Annotated in this window: 18 protein-coding genes and 7 pseudogenes; 7 read left to right on the top strand and 18 right to left on the bottom strand. The window is 35.0% G+C overall.

Annotated features, from left to right (window positions below):
• The first annotated feature begins 3 nt into the window (after nt 1-3).
• Together sucD and AAGD89_RS07235 are read left to right on the top strand one after the other, a co-directional pair.
• Complete coding sequence (gene sucD, locus AAGD89_RS01250) at nt 4-876, top strand: succinate--CoA ligase subunit alpha (protein WP_341808509.1); 873 nt, start codon at nt 4-6, stop codon at nt 874-876.
• A 53-nt stretch (nt 877-929) separates the two neighbouring features.
• Nucleotides 930-1,058 (top strand): hypothetical protein, encoded by a 129-nt coding sequence (locus AAGD89_RS07235; RefSeq protein WP_410541859.1) that lies wholly within the window; start codon nt 930-932, stop codon nt 1,056-1,058.
• On the opposite strand, the gene AAGD89_RS01245 is transcribed toward AAGD89_RS07235, so the two are convergent.
• The 5 genes and pseudogenes from AAGD89_RS01245 to AAGD89_RS01225 all read right to left on the bottom strand — a co-directional run bounded on the left by AAGD89_RS01245 (nt 1,018) and on the right by AAGD89_RS01225 (nt 3,592).
• A complete protein-coding gene (locus tag AAGD89_RS01245; protein WP_341808508.1) occupies nt 1,018-1,626 on the bottom strand; it encodes a transposase in 609 nt (202 codons plus the stop codon). The genes AAGD89_RS07235 and AAGD89_RS01245 overlap by 41 nt on opposite strands.
• Nucleotides 1,627-1,855: 229 nt before the next feature.
• Nucleotides 1,856-2,026, bottom strand: coding sequence for a hypothetical protein (locus tag AAGD89_RS01240; RefSeq protein ID WP_341808175.1), 171 nt, complete (start codon nt 2,024-2,026; stop codon nt 1,856-1,858).
• A gap of 172 nt (nt 2,027-2,198) precedes the next feature.
• Nucleotides 2,199-2,714, bottom strand: a pseudogene (locus tag AAGD89_RS01235) (transposase family protein); the annotation flags it as partial.
• 177 nt (nt 2,715-2,891) lie between these two features.
• A pseudogene (locus AAGD89_RS01230) lies at nt 2,892-3,320 on the bottom strand (IS630 family transposase); the annotation flags it as partial.
• The gene (locus tag AAGD89_RS01225; protein WP_341808888.1) at nt 3,305-3,592 is read right to left on the bottom strand and encodes an IS630 transposase-related protein; all 288 of its coding nucleotides are present in this window, start codon (nt 3,590-3,592) and stop codon (nt 3,305-3,307) included. The pseudogene AAGD89_RS01230 and the gene AAGD89_RS01225, both read right to left, overlap by 16 nt.
• A gap of 229 nt (nt 3,593-3,821) precedes the next feature.
• Here AAGD89_RS01225 and AAGD89_RS01220 point away from each other — a divergent pair.
• Nucleotides 3,822-4,002, top strand: a pseudogene (locus AAGD89_RS01220) (IS481 family transposase); the annotation flags it as partial.
• On the opposite strand, the pseudogene AAGD89_RS01215 reads toward AAGD89_RS01220, so the two are convergent.
• Both AAGD89_RS01215 and AAGD89_RS01210 read right to left on the bottom strand, forming a co-directional pair.
• Nucleotides 3,995-4,558 (bottom strand): annotated as a pseudogene (locus tag AAGD89_RS01215) (transposase family protein); the annotation flags it as partial. The pseudogenes AAGD89_RS01220 and AAGD89_RS01215 sit on opposite strands and share 8 nt — an antisense overlap.
• A gap of 126 nt (nt 4,559-4,684) precedes the next feature.
• Nucleotides 4,685-5,212, bottom strand: coding sequence for a JAB domain-containing protein (locus tag AAGD89_RS01210; RefSeq protein ID WP_341808507.1), 528 nt, complete (start codon nt 5,210-5,212; stop codon nt 4,685-4,687).
• A gap of 104 nt (nt 5,213-5,316) precedes the next feature.
• Between AAGD89_RS01210 and AAGD89_RS01205 the strand changes: the two are divergent.
• A pseudogene (locus AAGD89_RS01205) lies at nt 5,317-5,484 on the top strand (transposase); the annotation flags it as partial.
• Nucleotides 5,485-5,629: 145 nt separating this feature from the next.
• Here the strand turns inward: AAGD89_RS01205 and AAGD89_RS01200 are convergent.
• The 4 genes and pseudogenes from AAGD89_RS01200 to AAGD89_RS01185 form a co-directional block, all read right to left on the bottom strand.
• Entirely contained in the window at nt 5,630-6,403 is a 774-nt protein-coding gene (locus AAGD89_RS01200) for an SDR family oxidoreductase (protein WP_341808506.1), read from the bottom strand.
• Nucleotides 6,390-7,223: a YihY/virulence factor BrkB family protein gene (locus tag AAGD89_RS01195; RefSeq protein ID WP_341808505.1), complete on the bottom strand. Its 834-nt coding sequence runs from the start codon at nt 7,221-7,223 to the stop codon at nt 6,390-6,392. Before AAGD89_RS01195 ends, AAGD89_RS01200 begins: the two co-directional genes overlap by 14 nt.
• 241 nt (nt 7,224-7,464) lie before the next feature.
• Nucleotides 7,465-8,342 (bottom strand): annotated as a pseudogene (locus AAGD89_RS01190) (transposase family protein).
• Nucleotides 8,343-8,599: 257 nt separating this feature from the next.
• Complete coding sequence (locus AAGD89_RS01185) at nt 8,600-9,250, bottom strand: hypothetical protein (RefSeq protein WP_341808504.1); 651 nt, start codon at nt 9,248-9,250, stop codon at nt 8,600-8,602.
• 165 nt (nt 9,251-9,415) lie between these two features.
• Between AAGD89_RS01185 and AAGD89_RS01180 the strand changes: the two genes are divergently transcribed.
• Together AAGD89_RS01180 and AAGD89_RS01175 are read left to right on the top strand one after the other, a co-directional pair.
• Nucleotides 9,416-10,645, top strand: a complete 1,230-nt coding sequence (locus tag AAGD89_RS01180; RefSeq protein WP_341808503.1) for a cytochrome b/b6 — start codon at nt 9,416-9,418, stop codon at nt 10,643-10,645.
• Nucleotides 10,645-11,406 carry a cytochrome c1 gene (locus AAGD89_RS01175; RefSeq protein WP_341808502.1) on the top strand — a complete coding sequence of 254 codons (762 nt, stop codon included), beginning with the start codon at nt 10,645-10,647 and terminating at the stop codon, nt 11,404-11,406. The genes AAGD89_RS01180 and AAGD89_RS01175 overlap by 1 nt, the downstream gene beginning before the upstream one ends.
• A 255-nt stretch (nt 11,407-11,661) precedes the next feature.
• On the opposite strand, the pseudogene AAGD89_RS01170 reads toward AAGD89_RS01175, so the two are convergent.
• Together AAGD89_RS01170 and AAGD89_RS01165 are read right to left on the bottom strand one after the other, a co-directional pair.
• Nucleotides 11,662-12,151: pseudogene (locus tag AAGD89_RS01170) on the bottom strand (transposase family protein); the annotation flags it as partial.
• A gap of 285 nt (nt 12,152-12,436) precedes the next feature.
• Entirely contained in the window at nt 12,437-13,723 is a 1,287-nt protein-coding gene (locus AAGD89_RS01165; protein WP_341808887.1) for an IS4 family transposase, read from the bottom strand.
• 180 nt (nt 13,724-13,903) lie between these two features.
• On the opposite strand from AAGD89_RS01165, the gene AAGD89_RS01160 reads away from it, so the two are divergent.
• Nucleotides 13,904-14,050: a hypothetical protein gene (locus tag AAGD89_RS01160; RefSeq protein WP_341808501.1), complete on the top strand. Its 147-nt coding sequence runs from the start codon at nt 13,904-13,906 to the stop codon at nt 14,048-14,050.
• A 241-nt stretch (nt 14,051-14,291) separates the two neighbouring features.
• Here AAGD89_RS01160 and AAGD89_RS01155 read toward each other — a convergent pair whose 3' ends face one another.
• From AAGD89_RS01155 to atpD, 5 genes are all read right to left on the bottom strand, one after another.
• On the bottom strand, nt 14,292-14,948 hold the full coding sequence (locus AAGD89_RS01155) for a transaldolase family protein (protein ID WP_341808500.1): 657 nt from the start codon (nt 14,946-14,948) through the stop codon (nt 14,292-14,294).
• Between the two features lie 12 nt (nt 14,949-14,960).
• On the bottom strand, nt 14,961-15,746 hold the full coding sequence (locus AAGD89_RS01150) for an ankyrin repeat domain-containing protein (protein ID WP_341808499.1): 786 nt from the start codon (nt 15,744-15,746) through the stop codon (nt 14,961-14,963).
• Nucleotides 15,747-15,813: 67 nt separating this feature from the next.
• Nucleotides 15,814-16,002, bottom strand: coding sequence for a hypothetical protein (locus AAGD89_RS01145; protein WP_341808498.1), 189 nt, complete (start codon nt 16,000-16,002; stop codon nt 15,814-15,816).
• 163 nt (nt 16,003-16,165) lie between these two features.
• Nucleotides 16,166-16,483, bottom strand: a complete 318-nt coding sequence (locus AAGD89_RS01140; protein ID WP_341808497.1) for a F0F1 ATP synthase subunit epsilon — start codon at nt 16,481-16,483, stop codon at nt 16,166-16,168.
• Between the two features lie 5 nt (nt 16,484-16,488).
• Complete coding sequence (gene atpD, locus AAGD89_RS01135) at nt 16,489-17,919, bottom strand: F0F1 ATP synthase subunit beta (protein ID WP_341808886.1); 1,431 nt, start codon at nt 17,917-17,919, stop codon at nt 16,489-16,491.
• Between the last annotated feature and the right edge of the window lie 84 nt (nt 17,920-18,003).

The following is an 18,003-nucleotide window of genomic DNA, read 5'->3' as shown; positions in this document are numbered from 1 at the left end:
AGTATGTCAGTTTTAGCAAACAAAGATACAAGATTAATATGCCAGGGTTTTACTGGTGCGCAAGGTACATTTCATTCAGAGCAAGCAATTGATTACGGAACAAAAATGGTCGGAGGTGTAACACCTGGAAAGGGCGGTAGCACTCATCTGAATCTGCCAGTTTTTAACACTGTAGCAGAAGCTAAAGAAAAAACCGGTGCAAATGCCACAGTTATATATGTACCAGCTAAATTTGCTGCAGACGCGATACTTGAAGCAATAGATGCAAGAATAGAGTTGATAGTTTGCATCACAGAGGGTATTCCTATACTTGATATGGTGAAAGTTAAGCGCGCCCTTATCGGCTCAAAAAGTCGATTAATTGGCCCTAACTGTCCTGGAATTATTACACCAGGAGAATGCAAAATAGGCATTATGCCAGGCCACATTCATAAGCGTGGACACATAGGAATTATGTCTCGTTCTGGAACTTTAACTTATGAGGCGGTCGCACAAACAACTGCTGTTGGTCTTGGCCAATCTACGTGCATCGGAATTGGAGGAGACCCTGTTCACGGTATGACATTTGTTGACTGTATGGAGCTATTTCTAAAAGATGATGATACTCATGGTATTGTAGTTATTGGTGAAATAGGTGGAAATGAAGAAGAGGATGTAGCACATTTTGTAAAGACAGAAAAAACTAAAAAGCCAATCGTTGGATTTGTTGCAGGTCAAACAGCTCCTCCAGGTAGACGAATGGGACACGCCGGAGCGATTATCTCTTCTAGCGGTGGAAGTGCTGATGCAAAGCTAGAGGTCATGAAAAGTGCTGGTATTGTAGTTGCAGAGACTCCAGCAGTAATTGGTCAAAAAGTGTTGGAAGTTATGAATTAGGCCCGCATTCGTAAACATTCGATGAAACAAACGGTTGGTTTTTTAGCTTTAAATTGCATCTGGTGATCAACGAAAAAGGAGAAATTCAAGGGGTTACACCACAAGTGTTGAAAGTGTCAGAAATGGTGTTATATAAGGTGATTAACGGCATCCTCCTGATATTAGCACAATCGAGCGTATAAAAGAATCATTAAGATCTAATGTAAATTGTAATAGTGCTATTTTAAATCCGTGTAAGTTGTGTCTGATCTTATAAACAAGAAATAATAAAGCCGTAATAATTATCATGTAAATATACACCTTCATGCCATTCATGGTATGACTCAAAAAGTGCTTATATCCAAGGTTTTGCTTTATAAATTTAAAGAATACTTCTATGTACCACCTGCGCCTATATACCTCTGTTACTTGCATAGCCGGCATTTCAAACAAGTTGGTCCAAAACCATATTTCATCTCCGGCTTTGTTTCTAATTTTTATTAAACGTAGTTCATGCTTTTTTGCTACTTTACTTTTTGCTTGATAGAGATTGACTATTATGTCCTCCAAAATTTCTGATCCATCTGGTTGTTGTTTTTGGGTAATTTCATTTTCTTTTATAATGTCGTACCTTCTTTTTAAGTGCATTCTTGTAATAAATTTATATTCCTTTTCGTCAAACTCAGCGGAAGTCCCTGTTTTTGCAATTCCCCTATCAAATAACAAAATATCCTCTTTTTCAACTTTAGCTTCATTAATCGCTCTTACCAATTCTATCTTCGCTACCTTCTTCTTGCCCTTTGCAAAATCTTATACTTGTTGGCAATTGATTCTTTAATCCCACACTTACCTTAACTTGACTGTCGTTACTCTACTTTTAACCCATCCTTTATAAGATATCCTGATAGATTTATAATTGTTGAATCGAATCTGTGTAAATTATGTGACGTTTTTTTGGTAATAGTTTTTCAACTTTGTTCATCAAATCAGTATATACTCCCTAAAAATAATCAGGGTTTATAAATTTTAGTCTCTTTGATAAACCACTATATGTTACTTTGTTTTTATCATCATTTTTGTCCATCACACACCTATTTATTACCATCTCTAGCGCTCTCAGGCTTGTTTTTTGTCCCATTAATATTAGTCTCATTAAACCCTTGAATACCATCTTATCAACTATTTAGTATTATATTTATCCACCTCATTTAATTTTCCTAGCTTTTCTAAATCCTCACCTTTGATTAAGTTTAGTATGCCTTCTATTTGATCCATTATTGCCTCCTTTCTTCTGCAACAACAGCTCTTTTATATCCTTTTTATATCACTTTCAACACTTGTGGAATTCGGCCTCGATATGATCTTGAAACAGACAGAATTTGCCCGCTTTCCTCGATCACAATTTCGGTTTTTATTGTGGTCATTTTTTTCTTTCTGGAATAAGATTTTTCACGTTTTTTTGTGTCTTTTGGCCGCTGTATCAGTTGCTCTGTGACGTCTGCTAAAATTTTTAAAATCCTTTCTGGCGTCAGCGTTCTATCCTTTTTTATAGTAATTTTTTTGGCCAATAATGGCTCCATTTTCTTCAAAAGTCGGCAAATATTTGAGTTGTGCAAATTAAACAAAAACCCTAAAAATGGATGCGTTATGTACGTTCTGTAATAAATTAAAACACATAGAACCCTGTCTTCTAGCACCTCAACATGCGATTTTCTTCCGTGACGTTTTTTCTGTCTTTCCTCTTTTTCCCACTCTGGACGCACTTTTTCCACTATTTTTTCAAATTCTTCTGTTGTCAGACCCGTTAATTGCCTGAAAATATACTGGGTCTTTGAAACTTTTGCGTAACTTATTGCCATTTTACTCTTCTAAAACTTTCATTTTATACACTTTTTAGTGTTTTTCATCTGTTTTTTTACTTTTCGCAGGGGGGCTATTGCTTTTCTTCTCAAGTTGTAACTATAGTACTTTCTAATACAAGTGATAAACTTCCATAATCGCCTTACCAACCAAAAGGTGTAGATTTTCTTGGTTGTTCATTCGAGGTCTGAGCCAACTTTTATTGTATGCCAACAATGCTCAATTGGATTCAGATCTGGCGAATACGTAGGCAGGTAGAGCAAATGGCAACCAGCGCTTTCTATTAATTCCTTCGTTTCAGGAGTTTTATGGAAAGTAGCATTGCCCATAATCACTGTGGTACCACGACCCAATTGTGGCAGCAACACTCCCTCCAACCATGCATTGAATACTTCTTTGTCACAACCTCCAGTGAAGGTCATGGGCGCAATAAAATTTTTCTTAATCCACCCACCTATCATACTGATTCTCTCGCGTTTTTTGCTAGGAATATCCGCATAAATTTTCTCTCCTCGTGGAGCTCTTGCATGTTCTCTATACGGCCTGTTGTCGACTCCAGCTTCATCTATATATACGATACTCAAATGGTCTATTTTGGCAATCTTGTCAGCAAATTGTTTTCTATCTTCATGGTTCCGTTCTCGGTAAAGCGTGGTCTTTTTTTTAAAGTAATCTTTAGCTGTTTTAGCCTATACCAAATCGAGCTAATTCCAAAACCAAGGTCATGTTTCATCTCCATTAGAGTATGATCTGGGTGTTTTTTAACATACTCTGCAAGCATTTCCGGGTCTATTTTTCGTATGAAACTGCTGTTTTTTGCTGGTTTTAGGCTTTCGCCATCAGCCTTCTTTCTTAGCCATCTGTATAACGTTGCTATTCCTATTTCTCAAAGTTCTGCAACCTCAGTTTTGGCTTCCCTTTTTCAACCAGAGCTACTGCTTTTTCCCTTAAATCCACACTATATACCATCTCTTTCCTCTTATACCTAAATGGTCATTATACCTTTATCATTCGTTTTGAAAAGTACTATATATTAGAAGTTACCATTAAAGGAGGAGTTGTGGTTACATGGGTGCGCCAGAACAACAGAGGAAGTAGCAAGAGCAATGCAAAATAGTCAAGAGAGCATAGCAAAGCTTGCTGAGCACTATACCAAAGACCATTATAAAATGGAAAAAACGCTTATTCACTAAAGATGTCACAATGGGCCCAAAGCAGCCAAGATCAACGGTTTTAACCAATGAGAAGGAAGCTATAATCGTTGCTTTTCGTAAACATACGCTTCTTCTGGCAGCATTCTCTCCTGCTTTCGTATCCTAAAATCATGCATTCGACCTCTATGCGACTTCGAAATCGACAAAATTTGCCCATTTCCCTCAATCACAATTTCGGTTTTTATCGTGGTTGTTTTCTTTTTTCCGGAATAACTTTTCTTACGTTTTTTGCTGTCTTTCGGACGCTGTATCGGTTGCTCTGTGACGTCTGCTAAAATTTTTAAAATCCTCTCTGGAGTCAGCGTTCTATCCTTTTTTATAGTAATTTTTTTAGCTAATAATGGCTCCATTTTCTTCAAAAGTCGACAAATATTTGAGTTATGCAAATTAAACAAAAAGCCCAAAAATGGATCCGTTATGTACGTTCTGTAATAAATTAGAACACATAAAATCCTGTCTTCTAGCTCCTCAACATGCGATTTTCTTCCATGACATTTCTTTTTTTTCTCAAGTTTTTCCCATTCTGGACGGACTTTTTCCACGATTTTTTCAAATTCAGATGTTGTAAGCCCTGTCAATTGTCTAAAAACATATGGTGTTTTTGCTATTTTCACGTAACTTATTGCCATTTTACTCTTCTAAAATTTTCATTTTACATGCTTTTTAGTCGTTTTTACCTACTTTCTACCTTTTCGCAGGGGGGCTAAGGTTGTGAAAAAGGGTGAACTCCAAATCACCCCATTTCAATTCTAGTATCACATTAAGCCATTATCATAAAAACTAAAGTGACTTTTACCTGTGACTATTATGTGGTCGATTAATTTAATTTTTACACCTTCACATGCTGCAGCTAAATCTATTGTATTTTTTTCATCTTCCTCCGATGGTTCTTGATCTCCGCTTGGATGATTGTGTGCTACTATAGCAGACGTTGCCTTGACCAATAGCCCTCTTTCGACTATTTCTCTTACGTAAAAAGGTGTTCTGTCTACAGTTCCGATATTTTGAATATACTCATGTGCCAAACGTCTACCTGAATCCAAGTATATCACTCGTAAACTTTCTTTTCTGAACTGCCCTATTGTTGCTTTCAAGTACTCTATTAGCTTTTCCATATTATCCATAATCGATAATTTTTTTAACTTACCTTTTCTGCTTTCTCCTTTTTCGCATACGGAATATAGTATAATCTCCAACAACTCATAATCAAGCAGAGAGCAGTCTTCGATTGATAGAATTCTAGTTTCTAATTTTTCTCTTCTTTTATTCTCACTATTACTCATAAAAACCTCCAAGTTCAACATTATATACAAATTCAGCGCCAGCTTTCTGACGCAGTAGTTCTCGAGGAATCACCCTTTTGAACTCCAAATTGTTTTTTGCAATGTTGTCGATGCTGTTTTTACCACCATATTCCCCTGATTTAAACCCAATTGAGCACTTTTGGTTTGCTATTAAACATGCTGTAAGAAAAATTCTACCAAATTTTTGGCCAAATATTAACAATGCAATTGAGTTTATATTTCAAGAATCCGGGAAAGCTTTTTTTGATTAGCTATATTATATTTTTAGCATTTCTTGTCTACTACTTATTTTACCGCTCCGCTGAACGGATACAGATGTACAGTCTCAGAGTATAATTGCATACGATCAAAAGCTGGCTCAGACTGAGAATGTACCAATATGAAAATCTACAGAGTTCATCCAGAAGATTTGCTAAGTGGCAAGATTTCTCCTGATATGATACAATCTCCAGATGCTAACTCCACAAATTTATCTGTTAGTTCATAAGGCGATATTAATTCTGATATATCTCTTCCAGAAAACGCTTGTTTATATATTCCACTATCCACAGGTCCTTCTGGATATACAGCATTTATGCATAGTTTTGTATGCTTTGTTTCAGATGCGTATATTTTCACCATTGTTTCCAGCGCAGCTTTACTTGTAGCATAAGGCACCCAATATGGGTAAGAAGAAGGAGAAAATGTCACTTCTGAAGTGATAAATATTATTCTTCCAGCATCAGATTTTTTTAGCATTGGATCTAAATTTTTTAGTAAGTACCAATTGGCAGTAAAGTTCGTATTCATTATGTTCTGAAATTCTTCAAGCTCATAATCTTGAATGAGGCTCAGTTTACCTAATACTCCAGCACATGTTATTAATATATCGAGCGCTCCTGATTCTGATAGATTCAAACTCTCTACCATACTTGCTAGTATCTCTACATTTTCAAAATCCAAAAGATCAAGCTGAATTAACTTCACAGAACCTTCTTTAAATTCTTCAAACCCTTCAATTTCACTATATAGTAGCTTTAGATTAGCAATAGATCTTGAAACCAAAATTACATTAGCACCTTCTCTCACAAACCTTTTTGCAACAGCAGACCCTATTCCACCTGAAGCTCCAGTAATTAAAGCTACTTTACCTTCTAATTTACCCATTTCTTTTCCATTAGCGAGATTCATTGAAATATTTTAACTGAAAATTAAATTTTGCTCCATAGATAAAAATTAAACTTAGCATATAAAAAAATAGTAACGACACTACCACGCCTCCTAAACTGCCATATATCAAGTTCAGCTGATCAAATGAAGCTTTCAAGTATTGCTTGAAGGCCGAAGCAGAAATTGTCCAAAGAATAACGGCTACACAAGATCCAGGAAATACATCTGAGAAATTTTGTTTTATGTTTGGTAACATAAAATATAACCAAGAAACAATCGTAAAAAGTATAAACTCAATGAGCAGGTATTTAGTATAACTTATGCCCTGATAGGTAAAATCAACTAGCATTGGTACGAGCGTAGAGAACACTATAGTTAGAGTTATAATAAGCGTGATCACTAAAAACTGTAATATACTGAGTACTCTTCTCCATATATAAGGTGGAGAAACAGGAACTTTATAAGCCTTATTTAATACTGTTCTGAATCCTTCAACTGTCGATGAAGCAGTCCAAACAGAACCTACTATTGCTAAAGTTAATAGACTTTGCGGTGGACCTGAGATTATCTCTCTAATACGCGGCATCAAAGATGCGAGAATATCCTGTGGCATGTTATCAATAATAAACACCCAGCCAATGTTATATTGGTCTAAGAAATTTGCAAACGTTGACGCCAAGGCCATTAAAACAATTAGAAAAGGAAATATTGATAACAAAAGTAAAAATGACAAGTACCCAGCATGCTCTATTCCATCATTGTAAATCGTGTCAATTAAAGCACGATAAAGGCAATAAACAATAGTATAAAATTTCTGTAGTAACTTATTCACTATAATCATGAACAACTAGGTAGAATATTCTAAATGAAATAAAATATATTTATAAGTAAAATAATCTGCCTTGCTATGCCAAAAATTCCCTACCATTTGCTAAAATTTCATCACAATGGAAAATAATTGAATATGAGGTAGATCATAAGAGGCATAATGAGAAAAATTTTTCTAATCATGAGACCCCCTGCGAAACAACGTGAAGCAAGTTGCTGATAAAATCTGGTAGAAATCCCCAGCCCAAAAATTATTAAAACCCGTGCCTCAAATTCACAATTCCTGCTATAATATTGAATCTCATGTTGTATTTCTTCTGAAAATTGCGGTAAATATTTGACATTATTTTGAAGATTTTTATCTCGCGAATCTTATTTTCCACTCCCATCCTGAACGATGCCAACTTTCGATTATGCTCCTTCTGCCCCTCCGTTAGTGGCTTTTTACGGTATTTTTTGTATGGAATCACAACGTTTTTCTGCAATTTTTGCCAACCTTGATAGCCAGAATCAGCATATTTTATGCTATCTTTGGCCAACAATTTTTCCTGTTTTCTTATGCGAAAATCGTGAATTCGGCCTCGATGTGATCTTGAAACAGACAGAATTTGCCCATTTCCCTCAATCACAATTTCGGTTTTTATTGTGGTCATTTTTTTCTTTCTAGAATAAGATTTTTTACGTTTTTTGCTGTCTTTCGGCCGTTGTATCGGTTGCTCCGTAACGTCTGCTAAAATTTTTAAAATCCTTTCTGGAGTCAGCGTTCTATCCTTTTTTATAGTAATTTTTTTGGCCAATAATGGCTCCATTTTCTTCAAAAGTCGGCAAATATTTGAGTTGTGCAAATTAAACAAAAACCCTAAAATCGGCAAATATTTGAGTTGTGCAAATTAAACAAAAACCCTAAAAATGGATGCGTTATGTACGTTCTGTAATAAATTAGAACACATAAAATCCTGTCTTCTAGTGCCTCAACATGCGATTTTCTTCCGTGACGTTTTTTCTGTCTTTCCTCTTTTTCCCACTCTGGACGCACTTTTTCCACTATTTTTTCAAATTCTTCTGTTGTCAGACCCGTTAATTGCCTGAAAATATACTGGGTCTTTGAAACTTTTGCATAACTTATTGCTATTTTACTCTTCTAAAATTTTCATTTTACATGCTTTTTAGTCGTTTTTACCTACTTTCTACCTTTTCGCAGGGGGTCTACTATCGTAGGAGCAACCGGAATTGTGAATTTGCAGCATGGTTTTTAATAATTTTTGGGCTGGGGATTTCTTACCAGATTTTATCAGCAACTTGCTTCACGTTGTTTCGCAGGGGGTCTAGTATGTCTAGTGATAAGCTGTTGAAGACAGCAACTCACCACCAAACTCACTGATATGTTATTTATTCAACAAGTAGTTGAGCGTGTGTATGCTCTGGTAATACATGTGTACGATCTAATGGTAATGGATAGACACAAATCCAGTCTAGAGGTGAGAAGGTATCATGACGCTCATTTACCATTGACATTAATTCATTTATATTCACAACTTCACCACTTACTTCTATGTTAAATTGCTCATGCTCAATCTTTATTACATCAAGAAAATTCATATATTCTAAATCAAGTTCCCTATTCCAATCTTCGATTGCCTTTACCCAATTTTCCCCATCTTTTTCCCAAACTACTTCTACTCTTATTGGAAAGCTATCAGTCTTTTCTTCATTTTCATCTTTTTCATAGTGCTCTGTCCAACTTATGCTGTTAGGATAATCTTTCATAAGTTGTTTAATTTTCACTATATCTTTTTCATCAAATCCTACATCTTTCATTTCTTCAAGATTAAGCAAAACTCCTACTTCAATTTTATTAGGTAGCATATTTCTTTCAATGATTGTATTGAGAAGATCATTATTGTCTCCAGCCTTGCAATAGGCAATGTCTCCTGAGTTTATTTCCCAAGTTATAGATACTTTGATTGTGGTGTTATAATTAACTTCTTCAGCATACACGCTAAAATCTATGCCGTTTTTCCCAAAAGTGCATATATACATATTTACCTTTTCAATTAATAAGGTAATAATATTATGCCATAAATATCTGATAAGTCAATACTTGCACTGTGATAAATTTTTTATTGTGTACAGGGGATAAGTTGCTACAATAAAAAAAGCAAGATTAAAGGTGTCAATGAACATACGTTCAGAAAGGTTTGAGTTATGCAGGAAGATGACAAAAAAGAAACAATAAAAGAAGAAAAAGGCATACTAGGATGGATAGAGTATAGACTGCCTATATTTTCTTTTCTAAAACATACCGCTTCTTATCAGGTGCCAAAAAACTTGAATTATGCCTGGAATTTTGGTTTTTTGGCTGGCATAGCACTGATTTTACAAATTATTACAGGCATATTTCTTGCTATGCACTATACTCCGCATGTTGACCACGCATTCAATAGCGTAGAGCGTATAATGCGTGACGTAAACTATGGATGGCTGATACGCTACACTCATGCAGTTGGAGCATCACTTTTCTTCATGGCGGTTTATGCACATATAATGCGAGGATTATATTACGGTTCTTATAAGAGACCGCGAGAGATGGTGTGGTTTGTTGGTATATTCATATTTTTTGCAATGATGGCCACTGCCTTTATGGGATATGTCCTACCTTGGGGACAAATGAGTTTCTGGGGTGCAACGGTTATAACTACCATGTTTTCAGCAATACCTTTGATTGGTAATAAAATAGTTATATGGCTATGGGGTGGCTTCTCTATCGATAATCCAACACTCAATCGTTTTTTTGCTCTGCATTATTTATTACCTTTTATTATTGTAGCGCTTGCTATGCTGCATGTTATTGCACTACACAGATTTGGCTCCGGTAATCCAAGTGGAGTGGAAGTAAAGTCAAGTAAAGATACCATTCCAATTTATCCTTACTATATAGCCAAAGATTGCATAACGTTTGGTTTGTTTTTTGTAATTTTATTTGCGTTTGTTTTTTATGCTCCCAATTATCTTGGACACCCAGACAATTATATAGAAGCTGACTCTATGGTAACTCCGGTTCACATAGTACCAGAGTGGTATTTTTTACCTTTTTATGCGATGCTACGTTCAATTCCAGATAAACTTATTGGCGTGCTTACCATGTTTGCATCTATTTTGGTTTGGTTTCTTTTGCCTTGGCTTGATAAATCTAAAGTCAAAAGTGGTGCTTATCGCCCCATATTTAAGAAATTTTTCTGGGTCTTTTTAGTGAATTTTTTGCTTCTTGGTTGGCTAGGTGGGCAGGAAGTAAAAGAGCCTTACATTACTATGAGTAGGTTATCCACTTTTTATTACTTTGCATATTTTGTAATAATTTTGCCGCTTCTTAGTAAGTATGAAAAGCCAAAGGAACCACCAAAAACTTTAAGTGACTCTGTGCCGGAGATGAAGTAATGCTGGTGAGAAATGTGTTGGTAATGCTTTTCATATTATTTCTGTCTAGCTTTGTATTTGCTGAAGAATTTCAACCATTGCCAAACAAAAAAATGGACTGGAAATTTGACGGAATTACTGGATCTTTTGATAGAGAATCAATTCAACGTGGCTATAAGGTATATAAGGAAGTCTGTGCTGCTTGTCACTCGATGAATAGGGTGGCATTTCATAATTTACAAGATGTCGGATTTTCTGAAGAAGACGTAAAACAGATTGCAGCTTCTTATCAAGTGAAAGCTGGCCCTAATGATTTAGGTGAAATGTTTGACAGACCTGGAGTACCTTCAGACTATTTTATTGCACCTTTTGATTCAAAAGAAGCAGCAGCGGCAAGCAATAATGGTGCAGTTCCACCAGATTTATCGTTGATTGCTAAAGCAAGACATGATGGTGCAAATTATGTTTATTCACTACTTACTGGTTATAAAGGTGATGAGCATGATGAAAATGATTTGTATTTTAATCCTTATTTTTCAACGGGCAGATTAGCCATGGCGCCACCATTGTCTGAAGGGTTAGTGCAATATGACGGTGATAGGGAAGCTACAGTTGAAAATATGGCATATGATATAGTGAGCTTTTTGCAATGGGCAGCAGAACCAGAAATGGAACGGAGGCACAAGCTTGGGTTAAAAGTAGTGGCATATTTTGTAATTTTAACAGTATTTTTTGTGCTAACTAACAAGAAAGTATGGAGTAAACTTTATAAGAAGAAATAGTTGTTAGCTCCCAATAGGTCATGTAGGTAGAGCCAACCTTTTGTCATTCCAGCGATCCGTATGATGTTATCCCAGTACCACTCCTCTTGTGTCGTTCTAGTGCTTATTTTTGTCATTAGACCTCTTTGAAACTAGCATAAAGCCAAAAAAGATCTATAATGAAGGTTTTGAGGTAAGGAAAAATAGCCCCCCTGCGAAACAACGTGAAGCAAGTTGCTGATAAAATCAGGTAAGAAATCCCCAGCCCAAAAATTATTAAAAACCATGCCGCAAATTTACAATACCCGCAATAATATTGAATCTCATGTTATATTTCTTCTGAAAATTTCTGTAAACATTTGACATAATCTTAAAAATTTTTATCTCGCGAATTTTATTTTCCACACGCATCCTGAACGATGCCAACTTTCGATTATGCTCCTTTTGCTCCTCCGTTAATGGCTTTTTACGGTATTTTTTGTACGGAATCACAACGTTTTTCTGCAGTTTTTGCCAACCTTGATAGCCAGAATCGGCATATTTTATGCTATCTTTGGCCAACAATTTTTCCTGTTTTCTTATGCGAAAATCATGCATTCGACCTCGATGTGATCTTGAAACAGACAGAATTTGCCCATTTCCCTCGATCACAATTTCGGTTTTTATTGTGGTCATTTTTTTTCTTTCCGGAATAACTTTTCTTACGTTTTTTGCTGTCTTTCGGCCGCTGTATCGGCTGCTCAGCAACATCCACCAAAATTTGTATTCTATACACTTTCTTGTGTTTTTTACCTATTTTTTGCTTTTCGCAGGGGGGCTATTGACATCACTGCCATTAAGTTAAGGAAGGAATGGCTAAAAATTGAACAAAAAAGTTTGTAGTGATTAAGGAGTTATGGCAAATGCTAAAACAAAATAGAGCAAACTTTAAAGTAGATAAACTCTTAGATGTAAATTAGTTAAGAAATAGCTTATTTAAAAGTCATTTTACAGAAGATTTGACAAAAGTTGCTCCAGGAATACTGTCTTTCAGAAATGAGTAGGGTAGTATTCAAAATACGTGTTTTCTAGCCCTTTTTTGGTAATTGAGTGAACGAACATCAGATATCTTATGAAGATCAACTTTCCTCCCCTTCCTTACAACTAAAGTGTTTGTTAAAAATAACTTAGATAATTGCTCCATAACGCAATCCATGTCCGATTCTGTAGAAAAAATATCGAAAGCTAAGTTTTTAATTGCATTAAATGAAACAGATTTATTAATGCTTTTTTCAAGCTTACTATCAGCTAGGTCTGCATTCAATGCCTCTTCTACATCTTCTGTCATAATACTTTCTAGGTTGCTAATAAAAATGGTTGACCAAAAATCCTGCTTAATAGTTTCAACACTTTTACCTGTAAAATTCTCTAAGCCTAACCTTCCTTTGAGTTTAGAAAAAAATGTTTCTATTCCCCAACGTAAGTAGTATAACTCTTCAAATTCCTCAACCTTAAATTGCTGCTCATCTAATAATGATGTAATTAGCACTTCAATTTCACCAGAGGAAAGTATGATTTTAACTAGCCTAAATTCCATTTCATCAGGTAATCCTAGCTTTCTTAGCTGCCTTGCCACTTTAATAGGTGCAGTAGCTACTGCTATTGTACTAGAGGGACTGCCCGGCTTAAACATATCGTTTACTTCACTAAAAGATGAACTTGGACAACGAATTACATAATTAATTTTCCTTTCCGTAAGCTCGGCAATAAATCGATAAGATACATACCCTCTATCACAGATTAGTAAGTCATCTGAACTGAGGCTTTCAAGCATATCGGTTGCTAAATCAACTTCATAACTGTCACCTCTACTTAACACCGATTTTATTGCAATATTATTTAGCACATCATAACAAGCTTCAAAGGTTGCACTTGTATAATCTTCAAACCTCTGAACTCCATTCCATACTGCTCTTGAGCCAAACTCCTCTATTACCTCATCACTTTTTGGTAGAATTAATATAGAAGCATCAAATGCAAGTACCCTGAAACCATGGTGAGTTTTAAACTCCTGATCCTGGTAATATAGGGAAACTACATCATCATTAAGTTCTGAAAATGCAGTATACTTTAGCTTCTGTCTTACTTGGGTAAAAGCACTTGCAGTAACTGTATAATCTCTCATCGTGTACAGAATAAATTCATTGAGCATCACTTGTAATGATTTCACACTTTTTCTGAAAATCAAAATGAATACATCAATAAAAGGCAATTTTCTTTTTCGTAGAAAGTCTTTTGGTGATACTTTGTGATCATTTATAAAGTTTAAACTTATCAATTTATTTTTTATGAATTCGATTATTGTTTTTTTTACTCATATTATTTTTCCTTTAAGTTTAGGAATTTTACTTGATTTATTAATATAGTCCATCCTTTTCTCTTAACTTAATGGCAGTGAATAAAACCTGAGCTTCCCATCCCAGCTCCAAGGCCAAGCCTACCAAGTGAGAACCCATATAATCCCGACGATAGTGGTTATATGGGTTCACCTCTATTCGGTGAAGAAAGATCGGAATCACCAACAAATAGTTCAGTAACAAGCATTTCGTCTGAGGGTGGTACATTATCAAGAACAGTAAGTGTAAGTTCAATATTAAGTGATGTTGAAAATAATTGTGAACGTTAAGCTCAAGCTTAACTTTTTCGCTTATTCTTTTTGCTTTTCATTATACACTAGATTTACCCTCACTATGCATTTGTAGCTAATATTTTACATAATAACTTAGCGTGCAAAGCTATGCAAGCATTTTTTTATTGGATGTTATAAATATGAATTTCAAAAGAATTCTGCTGTGTAACAGCCATTTCCTACAACCCAAATGTTATATTATATTCCTATTATTTACTTTGAAAAGTGCTATAGGTGCTTATTCCTCATTCCAGTCCTTCTTAAATATTGCAAGGCCCTGATCGGTAAGTGGATGTTTGATTAATTGTCTTAGTATTTTTGCCGGCACAGTAATTGAGTCAGCACCAAGCTTTGCAGCTTCTACAACATGCGCTGGACTTCTTACTGATGCAACAAGAATTTTAGTATCAAATTTGTAATTAGAGTATATAGTACGTATATCCTTAATCAGAGATAGCCCGTCATAACCTACATCATCAAGACGACCAACAAAGGGAGAAATAAAACAAGCACCGGCCTTAGCGGCGAGCAGTGCTTGTCCAGGAGAAAAACATAATGTGATATTAGCATGAATATTATGCTCTGTCAACAACCTTTTACAAGAAATTAATCCATCACGTGTAAGTGGTAACTTTACTATAATATTATCAGAAATTTTTGCCAGCTCGAGACCCTCTTTGATCATCTCTTCACACTGATCAGCAGTCACTTCAACACTAACAGGCCGCCCCTTCATAATAATGCATATTTCAGTCACTAAATCCTTACTCTGACCTTTGCGTTCGGATTTTGCTATTAATTTTGCTATTAATGAAGGATTAGTTGTTAGGCCGTCAGCGGAACCTTCTAATTCTCTAATTTCATTTAAATCAGCACTATCAAGAAAAATTTCCATATTAATATCCCCTTATCGCATCATATCATAATTAGAGTGACTAACAACAGGCGCACCTTTACCTACAAACATACTATATGCTGGTCGTTTTAACTTATTTAACTCTTCCTTTAGCATTTTTGCAACTTCAGGACTATTACTTTCAGCTAAATCCAGTGCTGTCTTACCATTAATATCTTTCATATTCAAGAGCATTTCAAGAGAAAGTTTATGCCTTGATGTATGAAATCCTGAACCTTTATATTGATTTGGAATTTTCTTTCTTAGATTCTCTATACAGGAAAGTATTAATTCCGTTTCACCAGTTCTTGCGGCAAAATGCAATACTGAATCAAAACATTTATATCCTTGATCCTTTTTAGGAGGAGAAACACCTCCTTTTTTTGGAGAACATCCTTTTTCCTTTAAATTATCTTTGAAATAAAACACCTCTTTTCTATCTTTACGTAATGTTTTAACCATTATATCATTTACAAAAACGAATATATCTGCTCCATTTTCACACAATACTTTAACTATACCCGAAGAACGCTTTTCAATAGCAGTGCGCATAGGAGTAAATCCTATATATTCTGAATCCTTGTCTTTATTTACATAATTTACATCAGCACCACTATTACATAATAATTGTACTATATTTAAAACATCACTTTCATTTTCATCTTTAGCACCAATAATAGCAAGAAATATAGGAGTAAACCCGTTATCGCTTATATGATTTACATCAGCACCTATTGCACACAATAAACCAACTACATCTACCAAGCCATTTTCAGCAGCATGATCTAATATAGTCATTCCATAGTCATCTGAAATATCGATATACTCCTCGATATCAGTACTGCCACTTTGAATATCTGGAAATTCATCTACCCTTAAGGGCTTGTATAAATCCTTCTCCAGAAATAAAATTTTTTATTTCCTCAATTCTTTGAGCCTTAATCCCTTCGTCAGAAGATTCTTGCAAAAATTCATCTATACAGGATACAGCTGCTCTGAAACCTTTATCATTAATATAGCCCAACAACTCTTTTTTTACCTCTAAACTTAACATAACAATGCCTCACTAATAAATTATTTTGCATAAAAGCTTTAATAAAAAAGCCTTTATATTTCTAAATTAATATTACAGAAAAGATGTTCATATAGTCAAGAGCATTTTCCATAATAGCATTTTTAGCATAAAATAACGCATAATTTATTATGGATTGATGTTATCAAAATTGTATGTTGAGGCCTTTATTTTTTATTAATCTCTCATCATGAATCAAATTATCAAAAACATGAACCTGATTGGTTATAATACTACAATTATTATTTGCAACTTCTAACACGCCATTATCAATTACAATTTTTTCTTCTTGTTGATTATCTATCTTAACAGTCACTACACCAGGCAATATATAAATTAAGTAAGGAGCATGGTTAGCTAAAACCATAAACTCTCCCCCCAATCCACTTAATGTAAGAGAAACTACATCGCTAAATGAAATTTTATTATCAGGAGAAAAAAACTGTACTTTAAAAGTATTCATAATCTTTAATTTCTAGCTTCAGCTTTTATCAATTCAGCCTTCTTTATTGCTTCATCTATATTTCCTACCATATAAAAAGCAGCCTCTGGCAAGTGATCATATTTACCCTCAATAATACCTTTAAAACTAGAAACAGTATCAGAAAGTGAAACAAATTTACCAGGCATACCAGTGAATATTTCTGCAACATGGAAAGGCTGAGAAAGAAATTTCTGAATTTTACGAGCTCTATCTACAATAATTTTATCTTCATCAGACAACTCATCCATACCAAGTATGGCAATGATATCCTGTAATGACTTATAAGTTTGCAAGATACGCTTCACTTCAGAAGCAATATTATAATGCTCTTCACCAATTATTTCAGCAGATAAAGACTGAGAAGTTGAATCAAGTGGATCAACAGCAGGATATATTCCCATTTCAGCTATTTGCCTTGACAATACTGTAGTTGCATCAAGGTGAGAAAAAGTTGTCGCTGGAGCTGGATCAGTTAAGTCATCTGCAGGAACATATATGGCCTGAACAGAAGTAATAGAACCTGCGGTAGTTGAAGCTATTCTTTCCTGCATTAAGCCCATGTCAGTTGCAAGTGTTGGTTGGTAACCAACGGCTGACGGTATTCTTCCAAGCAAAGCAGAAATTTCAGAACCAGCTTGAGTAAACCTAAAAATATTATCTACAAAAAATAGAACATCTTGATTTTCCTTATCACGAAAATACTCTGCCATAGTAAGCGCTGTTAAAGCTACCCTGGCTCTTGCCCCTGGAGGTTCATTCATCTGACCATAAACTAAGACAGCTTGAGACTTTTCTTGATCATCTATGTTAATTACATTTGAAGTAATCATCTCATGATAAAGGTCATTACCTTCACGCGTTCTCTCCCCTACCCCTGCAAACACAGAAAATCCTTTATGTGCTTTTGCTATATTGTTAATTAATTCCATTATCAGGACTGTTTTACCAACACCAGCTCCACCAAATAGGCCGATCTTGCCACCTTTCAGGTAAGGCGCAAGAAGATCTATAACTTTTATTCCGGTAACTAAAACTTCTTCTTGTATTCTTTGTTCTATAAAACTTGGTGGTGCCCTATGTATAGGCTCTAAGTCACACTTTTCACTCAGTGGACCACACTCATCTATAAGCTCCCCAACAACATTAAAAATTCTTCCTAAAGTTGCACGCCCAATTGGAACTGATATTGGAGCACCTGTATCAACGAACTCGTCATCTCTGGATACACCATCCGTGCTATCCATTGCAATGCAACGAACTATATTGTCACCTATATGCTGTGCAACTTCTAAAATTAAATGCTTGCCATTGTATTTTAATTTACTTCTTAGAGCATTTAAGATTTTAGGTAACTCATCTTCAAATCTTAAGTCAATAACTGCTTGAGTTACTTTAACTACTTTACCTATATTCATCTTTTTATTTTTATCACTTGACACTACAAAAGAACTTCTTAAAAAAATAAATTCTATATTGTTAATAGAGATTTTGCAACATTA

The sequence above is a fragment of the Wolbachia endosymbiont (group E) of Neria commutata genome (assembly GCF_964026735.1).
Classification (GTDB): Bacteria; Pseudomonadota; Alphaproteobacteria; order Rickettsiales; family Anaplasmataceae; genus Wolbachia.
The sequence above is the reverse complement of the archived record's forward strand: the minus strand, read 5'-3'. Positions and strand labels throughout refer to the sequence as shown.